Below are 20,541 nucleotides of genomic sequence, written 5' to 3'. Positions count from 1 at the left end.
GTCAGTCGGTCCCCCACTTGGACGTGAGGGTGCGTAGCAGTGTGTTGATCCGGACGCGCGGCGCACTGTCGGCCGGCAGCGTCGCGATGGTGCCCCGCAACTTGTTCAGCTCCTCCAGCACCAGGAGTGCGGTGGCCACGTCCTCGGGTACGTCGTCGCCGGTCGCCGGCATGATCAGCGAACGCAGGTGGACCGCCAGGTCCATCGGCGTCGGATGGTCGAAGATCAGGCCCGCGGGCAGTCGTACGCCGGAGACCGCCGCCAGGTGGTTGCGCAGCCGTACCGAGCCGAGCGAGTCCATGCCCAGCTCGACGAACGTGCGGTCCCCCTCGACCTTCTCCGGGTCTGTGTGGCCGAGCAGCGCCGACGTCGCCGACCGTACGACCTCGAACACGACCTGGTCACGCTGCTCCTCCGGCACCTCGGCCAGGCGCTCGGCGAGGGATGCGCCGCTCCGGGACCGCTCCGGGCCGGTCACGCGCCGGGCGGGCCGGCGGACGAGGCCGCCGAACAGCGGGTGGAGCGGCTCGTGGAGTGCCCGGGCCCGCAGCGCGGGCAGGTCCAGCAGCATCGGCACCACGGCAGGAGCATCGACCGCACAGGCCAGGTCGAACAGGCGCAGACCCTGCTCGGCGGAGAGCGGGAGGACCCCGGAACGCGCGATCCGCTGCACTTCGGCGGCGTCGAGGTGCCCGGTCATGCCGGTGGCCTCCGCCCACAGCCCCCAGGCCAGGGACTGCGCGGGCAGTCCGTGCGCCCTGCGGTGCCGGGCCAGCGCGTCCAGATGGGCGTTGGCCGCGGCGTAGTTGGCCTGGCCCGGGTTGCCCAGGGTGCCGGCCGCGGCGGAGAACAGGACGAACGCGGTGAGGTCCATGTCGCGGGTCAGCTCGTGCAGGTGCCAGGCCGCGTCGACCTTCGGCCGCAGGACCCGGGTGAGCTGATCCGGGGTGAGGGAGCCGATCAGGGCGTCGTCGAGCACACCGGCCGCATGGACCACCGCCCGCACCGGATGCTCCGCCGGCACGGACGCCAACGCGTCCACCAACTCCTCCCGCACCGCAACGTCACACGCCCGCACCGTCACCTCGGCCGACAGCTCCGGAACACTCCCCCCACCACGGCTCAACAACAACAGACGCCGCACCCCGTGCACCTCGACCAGATGCCGCGCCACCAACCGCCCCAGCACACCCGTACCACCAGTGATCACCACCGTCCCCTCAGGACCGAACCGCGACCCCTCCCCCACAGCACCCGCCCCCAGCCGCGCCAACCGCGGCACCCGCAGACCACCGTCACGTACGGCGATCTGGGGCTCTCCGGAGGCGAGTGCCGCGGCGAGGACGTCCCGGGTCGGTGGTTCCGTGGCGTCGACGAGCACGATCCGTTCGGGATCCTCGGACTGTGCGGAGCGCACCAGGCCCCAGACCGCGGCGCCCGCCAGGTCCGTCACCTCCTCGTCCGGCGCGGCCGCGACCGCTCCGCGGGTGATCAGGACGAGCTTCGCGCCCGCCGCGCGGTCGTCGGCCAGCCAGGACCGTACGAGTTCCAGCGCCCGCTCGGTGGCCGCGTGGACGTCGGTGTGCGGCTCCCAGGGCGCCAGCACGACGTCGGGTACGGCGGGAGCCGTGCCGAGCGCCGCCACGTCCTGGTGGGTGACGAGGTCCGCACAGTCCGGCAGGAGGGCACGGGCGTCGTCGCCCAGCACGGCCCAGTCGCGGGGCGGGGCCGCGGCGGGCGCGACCACGGGGACCCATTCGACGTGGAACAGGCCGTCGCGCCGCAGTGCGCGTCCGGTGTCCGGACGGGCGTCCGGCAGCGGCCGCAGGGTGATCTCCTCGACGGTCAGGACGGTGTCGCCCGACTCGTCGGCGGCCACCAGGGCGTACGCGTCCGATCCGGTGGGCGTCCATCGCACGCGCAGCGCGGAGGCGCCGACCGCGTGGCGTGTCACTCCGCGCCACGACACGGGCGTCAGGGCGCCGGAGCCGGTGTCCGTGAGCCGTACGGCCTGAAGCGCGGCGTCCAGCAGGACGGGGTGCGTCCCGGACGCGTCGGCGTCGACGTCGTCGGGCAGGGCGACCTCCGCGAACACCTCGGCGCCGTCCCGCCGCACCGACCGCAGGGCCTGGAACGCGGGCCCGTATGCCACACCGAGGGACGCGAACCGGTCGTAGAGGTCGGCCGGTTCGACGGTCACGGCGTCGGCGGGCGGCTGGGTCCGCACCCGGGGGACGCCACCGTGCGACGCAGTGGCCAGCAGACCCCGGGCGTGCAATGTCCACTCCGCGGAGTCCGTGTCCGGCCGCGTGTGCACGGTGACGGTGCGGGCGCCGGTGTCGTCCGGGCCTCCGACGGTGACCTGGAGGCGTACGGCTCCGTCGTCCGGCAGGACCGGCGGTGCCTCGACGGTGAACTCCCGCAGGTGGTCGGCTCCCACATCGGCGCCCGCGCAGAGGGCGATCTCGACGAGGGCGCTGTCCGGCAGCACCGTGTCCCCGCGCAGTTCGTGGTCGGCGAGCCACGCCGCGCTGTGGCGTGCGATCCGGCCGACGCACACGTACCCGTCCGTGCCGGGGAGCTCCACGGCCGCGCTGAGGAACGGGTGGGCGGGGACGGCCGTGCCGAGCCCCGCCGGGGCGGTCGCGGGCTGCGCGGCGGGGCGCAGCCAGTACCGCTCGTGCTGGAACGCGTAGGTCGGCAGGTCGGTCCGGCGGGCACCGGTCCCCTCGAACAGCTTCTGCCAGCGCACCGGAACGCCGTGCGTGAACGCCTCGGCCACGGAGGTGAGCAGGCGGCGCGTGTCTCCCTCGTCGCGGCGCAGGGTGCCGAGGGCGACCGCGGTGCGTCCGGTGTCGTCGATGGTCTCCTGCACGCCGGCCGAGAGCACGGGGTGCGGGCTGACCTCGACGAAACAGGTGGCACCCGCGGCCAGTGCGGTCCGCACCGCCGTGTCGAACCGGACCGTGCCGCGCAGGTTGCGATACCAGTAGTCGGGCCCCCAGGCCGTGGTGTCCATGGCTTCACCGGTCACGGTGGAGTACACCGGCACGCTCGCGGCGCGGGGGCGGATTCCCCTGAGTGCGTCGACCAGTTCGTCCCGGACGCTTTCGACCTCGGCCGAGTGGGAGGCGTAGTCCACCTCGATCCTGCGTGCCCGGACGCCCTGGCGCTCGGCGTCGGTGAGCAGCTCGTCCAGTTCCCGCCGGCCGCCCGAGACGACCACCGAGGACGGACCGTTGACCGCCGCGAGGGACAGTCGGCCGCCGTGGCCGGCCAGCAGCGCTTCGGCGCGCTCGGCGGGCAGGGCCAGCGACACCATGCCGCCGCTGCCGGCGAGCCGGACGAGGGCGCGGCTGCGCAGGGCCACCACCCGGGCGGCGTCCTGCAGGGACAGCGCCCCCGCGACGCACGCGGCGGCTATCTCGCCCTGCGAATGGCCCACCACCGCGGTGGGTTCGGCGCCGAGCGAGCGCCACACCTCCGCCAGCGACACCATCACCGCGAAGAGCGCGGGCTGCACCACGTCGACCCGGGCCAGCGCGTCGGCGTCACCGAGCACCTCGAGCAGCGACCACTCCACGTACGGGCTCAGCGCGGCCGCGCACTCGCGCATCCGGGCGGCGAAGAGCGGCGACTCGGCCATCAACGCGTCGGCCATGCCCACCCATTGGGCTCCCTGCCCCGGGAAGACGAACACGGCTCTCGGGTCGGTCGTGGCGCGACCGGTCACGGCGCCGCCCTCGGCCAGGCCGCGCAGCAGCTCCGTCCGATCGGTGCCGAGCAGCACCGCACGGTGCTCCAGGGCCGCCCGGGCCGTCGCCAGCGTGTGGCCGATGTCCACGGCGCCGGGGGTGCCGGCGGGGCCGTCCGCGGAACCGTCCGTCAGGGCGGTCAGCAGCCGCCCGGCCTGGTCGCGCAGTGCGTCCTCGGTGCGTGCCGAGAGCACCCAGGGGATGACGGGCAGGGCGCGGGGCTCGCCGTCGTCGCCGTCGTCTCCGCCGGACACGGCTTCGGCTGCGACTTCGAGTTCGGGTGTCTGCTCCAGGATGACGTGCGCGTTCGTCCCGGTCACGCCGAACGCGGACACAGCCGCGCGGCGTGCCCGGCCCGTCTCGGGCCACTCGACCGCGTCGGCCAGGACCCGGACCGCGCCCGTCGACCAGTCGACGTGGGTGGTGGGCGCGTCGACGTGCAGGGTGGCGGGCAGCAGGCCGTGGCGCATCGACTCCACCATCTTGATCACCCCGGCCACGCCGGCGGCCGCCTGCGTGTGCCCGATGTTGGACTTGACCGAGCCGAGCAGCAGCGGCCGCTCGGTGTCACGGTCGCGCCCGTACGTGGCCAGCAGCGCCTGCGCCTCGATCGGGTCGCCGAGCGACGTGCCGGTGCCGTGGGCCTCCACGGCGTCCACGTCGTGCCCCGAGAGCCCGGCTTCGGCCAGCGCCGACCGGATGACCCTCTGCTGAGCGGGGCCGTTGGGGGCCGAGAAGCCGCTGCTCGCGCCGTCCTGGTTGACGGCGGTGCCGCGCACCACGGCGAGGACCCGGTGGCCGTTGCGGCGGGCGTCGGACAGCCGTTCCAGGAGGAGCACGCCGACGCCCTCGCCCCAGCCGGTGCCGTCCGCGCCGTCGGCGAACGGCTTGCAGCGGCCGTCCGGCGCCAGGGCGCGCTGGCGGCTGAACTCGACGAAGGCCGCCGGTGTCGCCATCACGGCGGCGCCACCGGCCAGCGCGAGGGAGCACTCCGACCGCAGCAGCGCCCTGCAGGCCAGGTGCAGGGACACCAGCGACGAGGAACAGGCGGTGTCGACAGTGATCGCGGGGCCTTCGAGGCCGAAGCTGTAGGCGATACGGCCGGACACGGCGGCGGCGCTGTTGCCGGTGCCGACGTACCCGCCGAGGTCCTCGGCCGCGGCGTGCAGGAGCAGCGAGTAGTCCTGGCCGTTCGTGCCGACGAACACGCCGGTACGGCTGCCGCGCAGCGCGTCGGGTGCGATGCCCGCGCGTTCGACGGCCTCCCAGGAGGTTTCCAGCAGCAGCCGCTGCTGCGGGTCCATCGCCAGCGCCTCACGGGGGCTGATCCGGAAGAACGCCGCGTCGAAGTCCCCGGCGCCGGTGAGGAATCCGCCCTCCTTCGTGTACGACGTACCCGGCTGCTCGGGGTCGGGGGCGTGCAGCGCGGCAAGGTCCCAGCCGCGGTCGTCCGGGAACTCGGTGATCGCGTCGCCGCCGTCGCGCACCAGCCGCCACAGGTCGTCCGGGGTGCGCACGCCGCCGGGGAAGCGGCAGGCCATGCCCACGATCGCGATGGGCTCGTCCGCGGCCGCAGCGGCCTGCGGCACACCGTGGTCGACCGAGCCGCTGTCCGGCTCGGCATCACCGGCCAGGAGCGCCGCCATGTGGTCCGCGAGCGCGGCGGGCGACGGGTAGTCGAAGACCAGCGTCGCCGGCAGCCGCAGTCCGGTGGCCGTCGCGAGCCGGTCCCGCAGTTCCATGGCGGTCAGCGAGTCGAACCCGAGGTCCTGGAACGCCCGGTCCGCCGCGACGGAGTCGGATGCGGTGTACCCGAGCACCTCGCCGGCCGCGTCCCGGACCAGATCGAGCACGATCCGGCGCCGCTGCGGTCCGGCGAGAGCGCCGAGACCGGCGAGTTCGGCCACCGGCCCGCCCGGAGACGGCGTCTCGTCCTCGTTCGCGGCCAACGCCTCGCGGACGTCCGGCAGTTCCGCGAGCAGCGGGGCCGGCCGGACCGCGGCGAACAGCGGGGCGAGCCGGGACCAGTCGACGTCGGCGACGGTGACCGTGGTCCGCGCGGACTCCACGGCCTCCGTCATGGCTTCGAGGGCGAGGGCCGGGTCCATCGGCAGGACGCCGCGCCGGGTCAGGCCGTCGGGGTCGGCCATTCCGTCGCTGTCCCACGCTCCCCAGGCGATCGAGGACGCGGCGAGCCCGCGCGCCGCCCGGCTCCGTGCCAGTGCGTCGAGGAAGGCGTTGCCCGCCGCGTACGCGCCCTGGCCGCCCGCGCCCCAGGTGGCGGCTATCGAGGAGAACAGGACGAAGGCGTCGAGCGGCCGGTCGGCGAGCAGCGCGTCCAGGTGGGCGGCGCCCGCGACCTTCGCCGAGGTGACGGCGGCGTAGTCGGCCGGTTCCGTGTCGGCCGCCGCGCGCACCTCGCTGACGCCCGCTGTGTGCACGACCGCCGTGAGCGGGTGTTCCGCCGGTACGGCCGTCAGCACTTCGGCGAGCGCGTCCCGGTCGCGTACGTCGCAGGCGACGGTGGTCACCGTGGCGCCGAGGGCGGTGAGTTCGGCCGTGAGCGCCTCCGCCCCGGGTGCGTCCGGGCCGCGGCGGCTGACCAGCAGGAGGTGGTCGGCGCCCTGTCGTGCGAGGTGCCGTGCGACGTGCCCGGCGAGGGCTCCGCTGCCTCCTGTGATCAGCACGGTGCCGTTCGGGGTCCACGGGCGGCGTTCACCGACGTGGGGCAGCGCCCGGATCACCCTGCGGGCGAAGACGCCGGCGGGCCGCAGCGCGATCTGGTCCTCGGCACGGCTCGCTAGGGCGCCGACGAGGCGGGTGCGGCAGCGCTCGTCCACCTCGTCCGGCAGGTCGACGAGTCCACCCCACCGATCGGGGTGTTCCAGGGCGAGTACCCGGCCCAGACCCCAGAGCTGCGCCTGTCCGGGGCTGACCGGACCGTCCGCGGCGTGCGTGGACACGGCTCCCCTGGTCAGACACCACAGGGGCGCCCGCACGTCCGTCTCGACGAGAGCGGCGAGCAGCGTCAAGGTCGCCTCGACCCCCACCGGGACGTCCGGATGCCCGGCCGACGGCCGGTCGTCGAGCGCGGCCAGCGACACCACTCCGGCGACCGTGCCTCCGTCCGCCGCCGCGTCGCGCAGCAGCGCCGCGACGTCGTCGCGTGCCCGTCCGCCGTCGAGCGTCAGGGTGCGGACCCGTGCGCCATGAGCCGCCAGCGCCGTGGCGATTCCGGCTTCCTCGGGTCCGGCGAGGCCGTTGGCGGGGGCGACGACGAGCCAGGTCCCGGTCAGTACGGCCGGTGCCGGTTCGGCCAGGGGGCGCCAGGACTCCCGGTACCGCAGGGCGTCGACGGCGGAGCGGTCGCTCCGGTGCCGGCGCCACGCGCCGAGCGCGGGGACGACTCCGGAGAGCGTGTCCGCGTCGACCAGCAGCTTCTCCGCGAGGGAGTCGACGTCCGAGCGGTCCACCGCCGCCCAGAACTCGGCGTCGGCCGCCTCCGCCTCCGGTACGGACGTCTCGGCCGGGTCCAGCCAGTACCTCCGGCGCTGGAACGGATAGGTGGGCAGCTCCACGCGGCGCGCGCCCGTACCGGCGAACAGCGACGCGTGGTCCGTTTCCGTGCCCCGCACGTACAGGGCGGCGACGGCCGAGAGCACGGCGGTGACGTCGTCCCGGTCGGCGCGCAGGGTGGGTACGACGGCGGCGGCGTCGGCCCGGTCCGCGAGGCAGTCCCGCGTCATCGGCGTCAGGATGCCGCCGGGCCCCAGTTCGACGTACGTCGTCACACCGAGCCGGTGCAGGGTCTGCGCACCGTCGAGGAAGCGCACGGTCGACCGGACGTGGTCGACCCAGTGCTCCGCAGAACACGCCTGCTCGTCGGTGAGGATCTCACCGGTCACCGTGGACACGATCGGAATCCGCGGTGGCGCGGGGCGCAGCCCGCGGACGACCTGGGCGAAGTCCTGGAGCACCGGCTCCATCAGGGGCGAGTGGAAGGCGTGGCTGACGGCCAGTCGCCTGGTCTTCCTGCCCTGATCGGCCCAGAACGCCGCGATACGGGTGACGGTGTCGCCGTCGCCGGAGACGACGGTCGCCGACGGGCCGTTCACGGCGGCGATGCCGACGAGGTGCTCCGACCCGGACAGCGACGTCAGCACCTCGTCCGGTGTGGCCTGCACCGACACCATCGCCCCGCCTGCCGGGAGTTCCTGCATGAGGCGGCCGCGCGCGGCGACCAGCGTGCACGCGTCCTCCAGTGTGAACACGCCCGCGATGTGGGCCGCGGCGATCTCGCCGACGGAGTGGCCGATCAGCCGGTCGGGCCTGATGCCCCAGTGCTCGAAGAGGCGGGCGAGCGCGACCTCCACGGCGAACAGGGCCGGCTGGGTCCAGAGGGTCTCGTCGAGTGACGCGGCGCCGTCGAAGACGACCGCACGCAGCGAGACGTCCAGGTGTTCGTCGAACCGCGCGCATACGGCGTCGAAGGCCCGGGCGAACGCGGGGTACGCGGCGTACAGAGCGCGTCCCATGCCGACGTACTGGGCACCCTGCCCGGAGAACAGATACGCGAGCCGGTTGTCGGGGACCACCGTCCCGGTGATGACTCCCGGTGCGCGGTCACCGGTGGCGAGCGCGGACAGGGCGGCGGCCCGCCCCTCGGGGTCCGGGGCGACGACGACCGCCCGGTGTTCCAGGGCCGTGCGGGTGGTGGCCAGGGAGTAGGCCACGTCCACCGGGTCCTGCTCGGTGCGGGCCACCAACTGGGCGGCGCGGGCCTGGAGCGCGGCGGGGCCACGGGCGGAGAGGAGCCAGGGGACGACCGGGTGGGTGCCGTCGCCTGGTTCGGTGCCCTCCCCTGCGGCGGTTCCGGGTTCGGTCTCCGTGCCGTTCGCGGCTTCGAGGATGACGTGTGCGTTGGTCCCGCTAACACCGAAGGACGACACACCCGCCCGCCACGGGCGGTCCACCTCGGGCCACGCCGTCTGCTCCGTCAGCAGACGCACCTCACCCGCAGACCAGTCGACGTGCGGCGACGGCTCGTCCACGTGGAGCGTCGCGGGCAGCACACCGTGCCGCAGCGCCATCACCATCTTGATGACACCCGCCACACCCGCAGCCGCCTGCGTGTGCCCCAGGTTCGACTTCACCGAGCCGAGCAGCAACGGCCGCCCCGTGTCCCGGTCCTGGCCGTACGTGGCCAGCAACGCCTGCGCCTCGATCGGGTCACCCAGCCTGGTGCCGGTGCCATGGGCCTCCACCGCGTCCACCTCGGCCGCAGTCAGCCGCGCACTGGCCAACGCCTGGCGGATCACCCGCTGCTGGGAGGGGCCGTTCGGCGCGGTCAGCCCGTTCGACGCACCGTCCTGGTTCACCGCCGAGCCCCGCACCACCGCCAGCACCCGATGACCGTTGCGCCGGGCATCCGACAGACGCTCCACCAGCAGCACACCGACGCCCTCGGACCACCCCGTACCGTCGGCACCGGCCGCGAACGCCTTGCACCGCCCGTCGTGCGAGAGCCCGCCCTGACGGCTGAACTCGATGAAGGCCGCGGGGGACGACATCACCGTCACTCCCCCGACCAGGGCCAGCGAACACTCACCCTGCCGCAGCGACTGCGCCGCGAGGTGCAGCGCCACCAGCGACGACGAACACGCCGTGTCCACCGTCACCGCGGGCCCCTCGAGGCCGAACGTGTACGACAGACGACCGGAGGCGACGCTGCCCGCGCTGCCGTTGCCCAGGTAACCCACCAGGTCACCGGGGACGACATCGTGGAGCCGTGCCGCGTAGTCGTGGTACATCACGCCGGCGAAGACGCCGGTGTCGCTGCCGCGCAGGGTGGCCGGATCGATCCCGGCCCGTTCGACGGCCTCCCAGGACGTCTCCAGCAGCAGCCGCTGCTGCGGGTCCATCGCCAGCGCCTCACGCGGCGAGATCCCGAAGAACTCCGCGTCGAAGTCAGCGACGTCGTACAGGAATCCGCCTTCGCGCGCGGAGGACCTGACGGTCTGGCGCGTGTCGAAGAGGCGATTCAGGTCCCAGCCACGGTCGGTCGGGAAGGCGGAGATGACGTCCTGCCCGCCGGACACCACCCGCCACAGGTCCTCGGGGGACCGGACACCGCCCGGGTAGCGGCAGCTCATGCCCACGATCGCGAGGGGTTCGTCGGCCGCGGCCGTGGCGCGGGGGGCGGCGACGGCCGCCGAAGCAGCCGCGGACCGTTCGCCGAGGAGTCTCGTCAGCAGGAACTCGGTGAGTGCCGTCACGTTCGGATAGTCGAAGACCAGCGTGGCGGGCAGTCTGAGGCCGGTGGCCGAAGCGAGCCGGTTGCGCAGTTCGACGGCGGACAGGGAGCTGAAACCCATGTCCGTGAAGGCCCGTTCGGCGGAGACCGCGTCGGCGGCGCCGTGGCCGAGCACGACGCCCGTATGGGCGCGTACCAGGTTCAGGACGATCTCGTGGCGGTCCCTCTCCCCGAGACCGGCGAGTCGGTCGCGCAGCGTCTCTCCGCCCGCGGTCGCGGTGTCGACCGTCCGGCGCTCCGGAGTGCGGATCAGTCCGCGCAGAAGCGGCGGTACGGCCTGGTCGCGGCCGCGGAGACCGGTGGCCGTGAAGGCGACCGGGAGGACGAGCGGCTCGTCGCGCCCGAGGGCGTCGTCGAACATCGCCAGGCCCTCGGCCGCGGACAGCGGGCGGATGCCGCTGCGGGACACGCGGTCCAGGTCGTGGCCGTCCAGCCGCCCGGTGAGGGTGGAGCGGTCCTCCCACAGGCCCCAGGCCAGCGAGTGCGCCGGCAGTCCCCGGGCCCTGCGGTACGCGGCGAGTGTGTCAAGGAAGACGTTGGCCGCCGCGTAGTTGCCCTGGCCGGCGCTGCCCAGAGTGCCGGCCGCCGAGGAGAACAGGACGAACGCGGTGAGGTCCATGTCGCGGGTCAGCTCGTGCAGGTGCCAGGCCGCGTCGACCTTGGGACGGAGGACCTCGTCCACACGGTCCGGGGTGAGGGAGCCGATCAGGGCGTCGTCGAGCACACCGGCCGCATGGACCACCGCCCGCACCGGATGCTCCGCCGGCACGGACGCCAACGCGTCCACCAACTCCTCCCGCACCGCAACGTCACACGCCCGCACCGTCACCTCGGCCGACAGCTCCGGAACACTCCCCCCACCACGGCTCAACAACAACAGACGCCGCACCCCGTGCACCTCGACCAGATGCCGCGCCACCAACCGCCCCAGCACACCCGTACCACCAGTGATCACCACCGTCCCCTCAGGACCGAACCGCGACCCCTCCCCCACAGCACCCGCCCCCAGCCGCGCCAACCGCGGCACCCGCAGACCACCGCCGTGCCAGGCGAGTTGGGGTTCGTCGCCGACGGCAGCGAGGTCGAGGACCTCCTTCGGTACGGCGTGTCCGTCCGTGTCTCCGTCCGTGTCTCCGTCCGTGTCGAGGAGTCCGAACACTCCGGGGTGCTCCGACTGGGCGGAGCGCACCAGCCCCCAGGCCGTGGCATTGGCCGGGCCGGTGGGTGCCGCGCCGACGGCGCCGTGTGTCACCAGCACCAGTCGGCTGTCGGCGAGCCGGTCCTCGGCGAGCCAGGCGCGCAGCAGGTCCAGCGTGGTCCCCGCGCTCGTGTGCGCGGCCGTGACGACGTCGTCGTCGGGCGACGGGGCCGGGAGGGCGGCGAACACGGCGTCAGGAAGGTCCGCGCCCGTGTCGAGGGCGGCGAGCAGGGCGGCGAGGTCCGGGTAGTGCTCACTGACCGGTTCCGGTCCGGGGTCGCCGATCCACGCCGTTCGGACGGCGAGCGTCGTGGCCGGGACGGGCGCGTCGACCCAGTCGAGGCCGTGGAGCGGGCTTCGGGTGACGGGCTGGGACACGGCGAGCGGCCGGACCGCCAGGGTCCCCACCGAGGCGACAGCGGTTCCGGTCTCGTCCGTGACCAGGAGAGCCACGGTGTCCGTCCCGGTCGGGGAGAGCCGGACCCGCAGGGCAGTCGCGCCCGTGGCGTACAGGGTGACGTCCGACCAGGAGAACGGCAGCCGCGGCGCCGCTTCCTCGGGCTGCGCGGTCGCGACGGCGAGCGCGTGCAGGGCCGCGTCGAGGAGGGCGGGGTGGAGGCCGAACCGGCCTGCCGTGTGGTGCTGTTCTTCGGGCAAGCGAACTTCGGCGAGTACGTCTGTGCCGTCCAGCCAGGCGGCCCGCAGGCCCTGGAAGGCGGGCCCGTAGTCCAGTCCGGACTCCGCGAAGCGCGGGTAGAAGCCGTCCAGCGGCACGGGGACCGCGCCCGGCGGCGGCCACTCGGCCAGGCCGTCCTGGAGCTGTCCCTGCGGGCGCTGTTCCTGCGGGTGCTGTCCCTGGGGAAACCGCTCCTGCGCCGGGCTGAGGACGCCGGTGGCGTGCCTGATCCAGTCCGCGTCGCCGTCCCGCCGCGCATGGACGGTGATCTCGCGTCGGCCGTCCGCGTCCGCGGCGGCGACGGTCACCTGCACGTGGACGTCTCCGTGCGTGGGCACCACGAGCGGGGCCTGCAGCGTGAGTTCCTCGATCCGCGGGCACCCCACCTCGTCGCCGGCGCGTATCGCCATGTCGACGTAGGCGGTGCCGGGCAGGACGACCGTGTCCTGGACACGGTGGTCGGTCAGCCACGGATGGGTCCGGGTGGACAGCCGTCCGGTCAGCAGGCAGGTGTCGGCCCCGGCCGGCGTGACGACGGCGCCGAGCAGCGGGTGCCCGGCGTCGGCCAGGCCGAGGCCCGAGGCGTCTCCTGCGCGGGCGAGGTAGTCGTCGGGCCAGAACCGGCGCCGCTGGAAGGCGTAGGTCGGCAGGTCGACCGGGCGGGCGGCAGGGAAGACCGGCCCCCAGTCCACCGCGACCCCGCGGACGTATGCCTCGGCCAGTGCCGTCACGAAGCGTGGCATGCCGCCCTCGTCCCGGTGCAGCGTGCCCAGCACGGAGACGGTCCGCTCCCGTGCCTCGACGGTCTCCTGCACGGCGGGGGTGAGCACGGGGTGCGGGCTGACCTCGATGAACACGGTGTGCCCGTGCTCGACGGCCTGCCGGGTCGCTTGCTCGAAGTCGACGGTGCGGCGGAGGTTGTCGTACCAGTAGGCCGCGTCCAGCCGGGCCGTGTCCAGCGGTTCGCCGGTCACGGCGGAGTAGAACGGGGTGTGGCCGGACCGGGGGCGGATCGGCGCGAGGACGTCGGCGAGCCGTTCCCGGATCTCCTCGACCTGCGGGGAGTGCGACGCGTAGTCGACGTCGATCCGCTTCGCCCGTACATCGGCGGCGAGGCAGGTGGTCAGGAACTCGTCCAGGGCCGTGCTCTCCCCGGAGACCACCACGGCCGTGGGGCCGTTGACGGCGGCGATCGCGAGTCGTCCGTCCCAGCTCCGGAGCCGCTCGGTGACCTGGTCGGGGGCTTCGGGCACCCAGACCATACCGCCTCGGCCGGACAGGGCGGTCAGGGCCTGACTGCGGAGGGTCACCACGCGGGCGGCGTCGGGCAGCGAGAGTCCACCCGCGACATGGGCGGCGGCGATCTCACCCTGGCTGTGTCCGAGGACGGCGTCCGGTTCGACGCCGTACGCGCGCCACAGTTCGGCGAGCGAGACCATGACGGCGAACAGCACCGGCTGGACCACGTCGACGCGGTCGAGGGCGGGAGCGCTCGGCTCGCCCCGGACGACGTCCAGGAGCGACCAGTCGACGAAGGGTTCGATCGCAGCCGCGCAGGCGGTCATGCGCTCGGCGAACACGGGCGCGGAGTCGAGCAGTTCCCTCGCCATGCCGATCCACTGCGATCCCTGACCGGGAAAGACGAACGCGATCTGCGGCGGGGTGAGTGCCGTGCCGCGGACCGTTCCCGTGGCGGGGCGGTCGTCGGCCAGTGCCCGCAGGAGTTCCGGCAGTTCCGCGGGGTCGTGCGGGACAAGCACGGCACGATGGCGCAGCGCCGACCGGGTGGTGGCGAGGGAGTACGCCATGTCGCCGGGCGTGGTGGCCGGTTCACCGTCGAGCCGCTCCAGCAGCCGGCCCGCCTGCTCGCGCAGGGCCCGGCCGTCGGCGGCGGAGAGAACCCAGGGCACAACCGGGTCGGTGTCGTCCCCCGCCTCCGTTCCGGGTTCGGTCTCCGTGCCGTTCGCGGCTTCGAGGATGACGTGTGCGTTGGTCCCGCTGACACCGAAGGACGACACACCCGCCCGCCACGGGCGGTCCACCTCGGGCCACGCCGTCTGCTCCGTCAGCAGACGCACCTCACCCGCAGACCAGTCCACGTGCGGCGACGGCTCGTCCACATGAAGCGTCGCGGGCAGCACACCGTGCCGCAGCGCCATCACCATCTTGATGACACCCGCCACACCCGCAGCCGCCTGTGTATGTCCCAGGTTCGACTTCACCGAACCGAGCAGCAACGGCCGCCCCGTGTCCCGGTCCTGGCCGTACGTGGCCAGCAACGCCTGCGCCTCGATCGGGTCACCCAGCCTCGTGCCGGTGCCATGCGCCTCCACCGCGTCCACCTCGGCCGCAGTCAGCCGCGCACTGGCCAACGCCTGGCGGATCACCCGCTGCTGGGAGGGGCCGTTCGGCGCGGTCAGCCCGTTCGAGGCACCGTCCTGGTTCACCGCCGAGCCCCGCACCACCGCCAGCACCCGATGCCCCTTGCGCCGGGCATCCGACAGACGCTCCACCAGCAGCACACCGACGCCCTCGGACCACCCCGTACCGTCGGCACCGGCCGCGAACGCCTTGCACCGCCCATCCGGCGAGAGCCCGCCCTGACGGCTGAACTCCACGAACTGCATCGGAGTCGACATCACCGTCGCACCGCCGACCAGGGCCAGCGAACACTCACCCTGCCGCAGCGACTGCGCCGCGAGGTGCAGCGCCACCAGCGAGGCCGAACACGCCGTGTCCACCGTCACCGCGGGGCCCTCGAGGCCGAACGTGTACGACAGCCGGCCCGAGAAGACGGCGCCGCCGTTGCCGATGCCGACGAAACCTTCCAGCTCCTCCGGGAGGTCCTGGAGGAGCAGGGCGTAGTCCTGGCCGTTGGTGCCGGCGAAGACGCCGGTGTCGCTGCCGCGCAGGGTGGCCGGGTCGATCCCGGCCCGCTCGAAGACCTCCCAGCTCGTCTCCAGCAGCAGCCGCTGCTGCGGGTCCATCGCCAGCGCCTCACGCGGCGAGATCCCGAAGAACTCCGCGTCGAAGTCGGCCGCGTCGGACAGGAATCCGCCGTTGCGGACGCTCGATCGTCCGTCGCCGAGCAGCTGCTCCAGGTCCCAGCCGCGGTCGGCGGGGAAGGCGCCGATCCCCTCCTGTCCCTCCGCGACGAGCCGCCAGAGGTCTTCCGGCGATCGCACACCGCCGGGGAAGCGGCACGCCATGCCGACGATCGCGATGGGCTCGTCCGACGTGCCGCTCGTCGCGGTGGCGGACGATGCCTCCTTCCGCGTCGCCGGCCGCGCCGTGTCGGCCAGCCCCTCGTCGAGGAAGCGGGCCAGCTCGACCGGGGTCGGATAGTCGAACACGAGTGTGGTGGGCAGGCGCATCCCGGTGGCGTGGGTGAGACGGTTGCGCAGTTCGACGGCGGTGAGGGAGTCGATGCCCAGCTCGCTGAAGAGGCGGTCGGCTCCGGCCGATTCGGCGGAGTCGTGCCCGAGCACGGCGGCGGTGTGGGTGCGGACCAGGTTCAGCAGCGTCCTGGACCGTTCCGTGTCCGACATGCCGGCCAGGTCGAGCCGTGCACCGGAAGCCTGACGGCCGGTCGCCGCCGGGCCTGACGATGCCGGCGGGACGAGTCCGTGCAGAAGCGGCGGCACGGTGCCGGACGCCGCTCGCGCCCGCCAGGCGGCCAGGTCGACCGGCGCGGCGACCACGACGGGACGGTCGGCGTCGAGCGCCGCGTCGAAGAGGGCGAGGCCCTGCTCGGTGGGCATCGGGATGATGCCGGCGCGCCTGGCCCGTGTGTGGTGGGCGTCGCCGAGCTCTTGCGTCATGCCGCTGCGCTCCGCCCACAGGCCCCACTGCACGGAGGTCATCGGCAGGCCCAGCGCCCTGCGGTGGGCTGCGAACGCGTCGAGGAAGGTGTTCGCCGCCGCGTAGTTGCCCTGGCCTCCGGCGCCGATGGTGGCGGCGGCCGAGGAGAAGACGACGAAGGCGGCGAGGTCGAGGTCGCGGGTGAGGTCGTGGAGGTGGAGCACCGCGTCGACCTTGGGCCGCAGCACGCGGTCCACCTGTTCCTCGGTCAGTGAGCCGATCAGTCCGTCGTGCACGACACCGGCGCTGTGCACGATGGCCGTGAGCGGGTGTGCGGCCGGTACCGCCGCCAGGCATGCCGCCAGCTCGTCGCGGTCTCCCACGTCGCAGGCGGCGATGGTCGCGTCGGCGCCCAGTTCGGCCAGTTCGGCGCTTAACGAGGCCGCGCCGTCGGCGGCCGCTCCGCGTCGGCTGACCAGCAGCAGGTGCCGTACGCCGTGCCGCTCCGCCAGGTGCCGGGCGACGAGCCGGCCGACGCCGCTCGTGGCGCCGGTGACCAGGACGGTCCCGTCGGGGTCGAGGCGCACCGCGGCGGGCCCGTCGGGCTGCCGCAGCCGGGCCAGCCGCGGTGCGTGGGCGGTGCCGGCACGCAGCGCCAGCTGCGGCTCGTCGCCGGACAGGGCCGGGGCGACCGATCGGTACGACGCGGCTGTGCCGTCCACGTCGAGGAGCAGGAACCGGTCGGGGTGCTCGGACTGCGCGGACCGGACGAGCCCCCAGACCGGGGCCGTGGCCAGGTCGTCCGGCTGGGCGTCCGGCACGGTGGTCACGGCGCCTTGGGTCACCACCACGAGGCGGGACGCGGCGAAGGTGTCGTCCGCGAGCCACTGCCGGGCCAGTCCGAGAACACCCCGGAGCGCGGCGCGCACGTCCTCGCCGAGCGCATCGGGGTCACCGTGGCCGCCGGGCGGCACGGGCGCGAGGACGACGGCGGGCGCCGGGGCACCGGCCCGCACGGCTCGGGACAGTTCGGTGAGGTCGGCGTACGGCACCGCGTCGCCGAACCGGGCGTCGGTGTCGGCGTCCCCGAGCACCGCCCACCCGTCGGCGGGGGCGTTCCCGCCCGTGAGCGGCACTTCGTCCCAGGCGATCCGGAACAGGGCGTCGCCGTGCCGGCCGCGTACGGCCGTCTCCTGGAAGGTCACGGAGTCCGCCCGGGCGATGGTTCGCCCCGCGTCGTCGGTGAGGGCCATGGCCACGGTGTGCTCGCCGGTCAGGGTGAGCTCGGCGCGGGCCGCGGTCGCACCGGGTGCGTGGAGTTCGACCCCGTCCCACCGGACGGGCAGCAGGCTGAGCCGGTTGTCGGTCACCGGCGGCAGCAGGGTCCCGGCGGCTTGGACGACGGCGGCCAGGAGGGCGGGGTGCAGGCCGAAGGGGGCGGTGTCGGCCGGCGCGTCGGCGGGCGGCCCCACTTCGGCGTACAGGGTGTCGCCGTCGCGCCACGCGGCGAGCAGCTCCGGGCCTCCCGTGCCGCTTCCCCGCTCGGCGCGGAGTGCGGTGACGTCGATCCTCTCGGCGGCCTCGTCCGGCAGGCCGCGGTCCGTCGCGGGCGGAGGCGTCGGCGCTCGGTCCAGGACGCCGACGCCGTGCCGGGTCCACGGGGCGTCGTCGTGGTCCTCGCGTGCGTGGACGGTGACGGTCCGGCCGCCGGACTCGTCCGGCGCGCCCACCCGTACCTGTACGACGATGCCGCCCCGTTCCGGCAGGGTCAGCGGCTCGTCCACGGCGAACTCGGCGATGCGGCCGCAGCCGACCTGGTCCCCCGCGTGCAACGCCAGTTCCAGCAGGGTGGCGGCCAGGCGGGGCACGCCGTCGGCCGGGTCGGCGAGCCAGGGGTGGCTGTGCCGGGACAGCAAGCCGGTCAGCAGCAGTCCGTCGCCGTCCGCGAGTGCCACGGCCGCGCCGAGCAGCGGGTGGTTCGCCGTGCCGACGCCGACGCGGGTCACGTCACCGGTCGCGGAGAACGGATTCTTCAGCCAGTGGCGCTCGCGCTGGAACGCGTAGGTCGGCAGATCGGTCGGGGCGGCGCCGCTGCCGGCGAACACCGCCGGCCAGTCGACGGGGGTGCCGTTGGCGTGGGCGCCGGCCAGCGCGGTCACGGCGGTGGCGGTCTCGTCCTTGCCATGGCGCAGTGCGGGCGTCAGGAGTACGTCGGTGCGGTCGGCGGGCACGCTGTCGCGGCCCAGCCCGGTGAGGACGCCGCCCGGTCCCAGTTCGAGGAACGTGGTCACCCCGCGGGTGAGCAGGTCCTCCATTCCGGCGTGGAAACGGACGGGTTCCCGGACGTGGCGCACCCAGTACGCGGCGGTCGCGATGTCGTCCGCGGCGGCGACCCTGCCGCTCACGTTGGAGACGACCGGGATCCGCGGCGGGTGGAACGTCAGCCCTTCGACGACGGAGCGGAATTCCTCCAGCATCGGTTCCATGGACGGCGAGTGGAACGCGTGGCTCGTGGACAGCCGCTTCGACCTGCGCTCTCCCAGCGCCGACAGCACGGCCGACACCGCGTCCTCGTCGCCCGAGAGGACCACGGAAGCGGGGCCGTTGACCGCCGCGATCGAGACGCGGTCGGTGAGCAGCGGTGTCACCTCCGTCTCGGACGCGGCCACGGACACCATGACGCCCGGTGCCATCGCCTGCATGAGCCGGCCGCGGGCCGTGACGAGGGCGCAGGCGTCCTCCAGGGACAGCACGCCGGCCACGTGGGCGGCGGCGACCTCGCCGACGGAGTGCCCGAGGAGGTAGTCCGGCCGCACTCCCCAGCTCTCCCACAGCCGGCACAGCGCCACTTCGAGCGCGAACAGCGCGGGCTGCGCGTACTGCGTGCGTTCGAGCAGTCCGTCGTCGCCGAACATCACGTCGCGGACCGGCCGGCCCAGGAGCGGGTCGAGGGTCGCTGCGACGGTGTCCAGGGCCGCGGCGAACCCGGGTACACGGTCGTGGAGTTCGCGCCCCATGCCGGGCCGTTGCGCGCCCTGGCCGCCGAGCAGGAAGGCGGTGCGTCCGCCCTTGATCCGGGTCTCGCCGCCGAACAGGTACGGGGAGGCCGTGCCCTGGGACAGGGCGTCGAGGCCGCGCAGCGCGGACGCGCGGTCGTCGCAGACGACGGCGGCCCGGAAGGGCAGCGCCGCGCGGCCGGTGGCCAGCGAGTACGCGAGGTCCGGGAGGTCGGCGTCCGGGCGCTCGTCCAGCCACGCCAGGAGCCGGGTGGCCTGGGCGCGCAGGGCCTGGGAAGTGTGGCCGGACAGCAGCAGCGGCAGGGTGCCGTGGGTGAGCGGACCGGCCGGCGTGGCGGCGGGGGCCGGCTCGGCGGCCGACGGCTGCTCGATGATCACGTGGGCGTTGGTGCCGCTGACTCCGAACGAGGAGACGCCGACGCGGCGCGGCCGGTCCGTGACGGGCCAGTCCGTCGGCTCGGTCGGCAGCAGAACGGCACCGGACGACCAGTCCACGTGGGGCGTCGGCCGGTCGACGTGGAGGGTGGGCGGCACCACTCCGTGCCGGACCGCGAGGATCGCCTTGATGACTCCGGCGACGCCCGCGGCGGCCTGCGTGTGGCCGAGGTTGGACTTCACCGAGCCCAGGAGCAGCGGCCGCCCCGCCGTGTGGTGGCGGCCGTAGGTGGCGAGGACCGCGTTGGCCTCGATCGGGTCGCCCAGGGTGGTGCCGGTGCCGTGCGCCTCGACGGCGTCGATCTCGTCGGGGGTGAGTCCGGCGTTGGACAAGGCGTCCCGGATGACACGTTCCTGCGACGGCCCGTTCGGCGCGGTCAGGCCATTGCTGGCCCCGTCCTGGTTCACGGCGCTGCCGCGCACCACGGCCAGTACCTGGTGGTCGTTGGCGAGCGCGTCCGACAGCCGCTCCAGCAGGAGCAGGCCGACACCCTCGCCCCAGCCGGTGCCGTCCGCCGCGTTCGCGAACGGTTTGCACAGCCCGTCGGGTGCCATGCCGCGCTGCCTGCTGAACTCGATGAAGGCGCCCGGTGTCGACATGACCGTCGCGCCGCCCGCGAGCGCGAGGGAGCACTCTCCCTGTCGCAGCGACTGCACGGCCAGATGCAGGGCCACCAGCGACGACGAGCAGGCGGTGTCGACGGTGACGGCGGGTCCCTCCAGGCCGAGCGTGTACGACACGCGGCCGGAGAGCACGCTGGCGGTGTTGCCGGTGAGGCGGTGGCCTTCCAGCGCCTCGGACTCCAGCGAGGTCATCAGCAGGCGGACGTAGTCCTGCCCGTTCGTGCCGGCGAAGACGCCGGTCCTGCTGCCGCGCAGCGTCGCGGGGTCGATGCCGGCCCGCTCCAGGGTCTCCCAGGCGACCTCCAGCAGATGCCGCTGCTGGGGATCCATCGCCAGCGCCTCGCGCGGGGAGATCCCGAAGAACTCGGCGTCGAAGTCGGCGGCGTCCGCGAGGAACGCGCCGCGACGGGTGTAGCTGGTGCCCGGCCGGTCCGGGTCGGGGTCGAACAGCGAGTCCAGGTCCCAGCCCCGGTCGGCGGGGAAGTCGGCCACGGCGTCCTCGCCGGACACGAGCAGCCGCCACAGGTCCTCCGGCGACGACACGCCGCCGGGGAACCGGCATCCGATGCCGACGACCGCTATCGGCTCTCGCCGTTCCTCCTGGATCTCCCGCAGCTGCCTGCGGGTGTCCTGCAGATCGGTGGTGACGCGCTTGAGGTAGTAGCTGAGACGCTCTTTGTCCGCCATGTGGTGGGTGCCCCTTGAAGAACGAAAACGTGTCG

General features: G+C 74.1%; 1 protein-coding gene. It reads right to left on the bottom strand.

All coding sequences use genetic code 11. From position 1 onward, the window contains the following. Position 1: 1 nt before the first annotated feature. Entirely contained in the window at positions 2 to 20,506 is a 20,505-nt protein-coding gene (locus tag ACIGO6_RS31195; protein ID WP_399882219.1) for a type I polyketide synthase, read from the bottom strand. Between the last annotated feature and the right edge of the window lie 35 nt (positions 20,507 to 20,541).

Origin of the sequence: Streptomyces sp. NPDC053750 (assembly GCF_044544295.1) — a bacterium.
GTDB lineage: Bacteria > Actinomycetota > Actinomycetes > Streptomycetales > Streptomycetaceae > Streptomyces.
The sequence above is the reverse complement of the archived record's forward strand: the minus strand, read 5'-3'. Positions and strand labels throughout refer to the sequence as shown.

Excerpts from the sequence above, each read along its gene's own strand:
- ACIGO6_RS31195 (WP_399882219.1), bottom strand. The coding sequence starts at position 20,506 with ATGGCGGACAAAGAGCGTCTCAGCTACTACCTCAAGCGCGTCACCACC.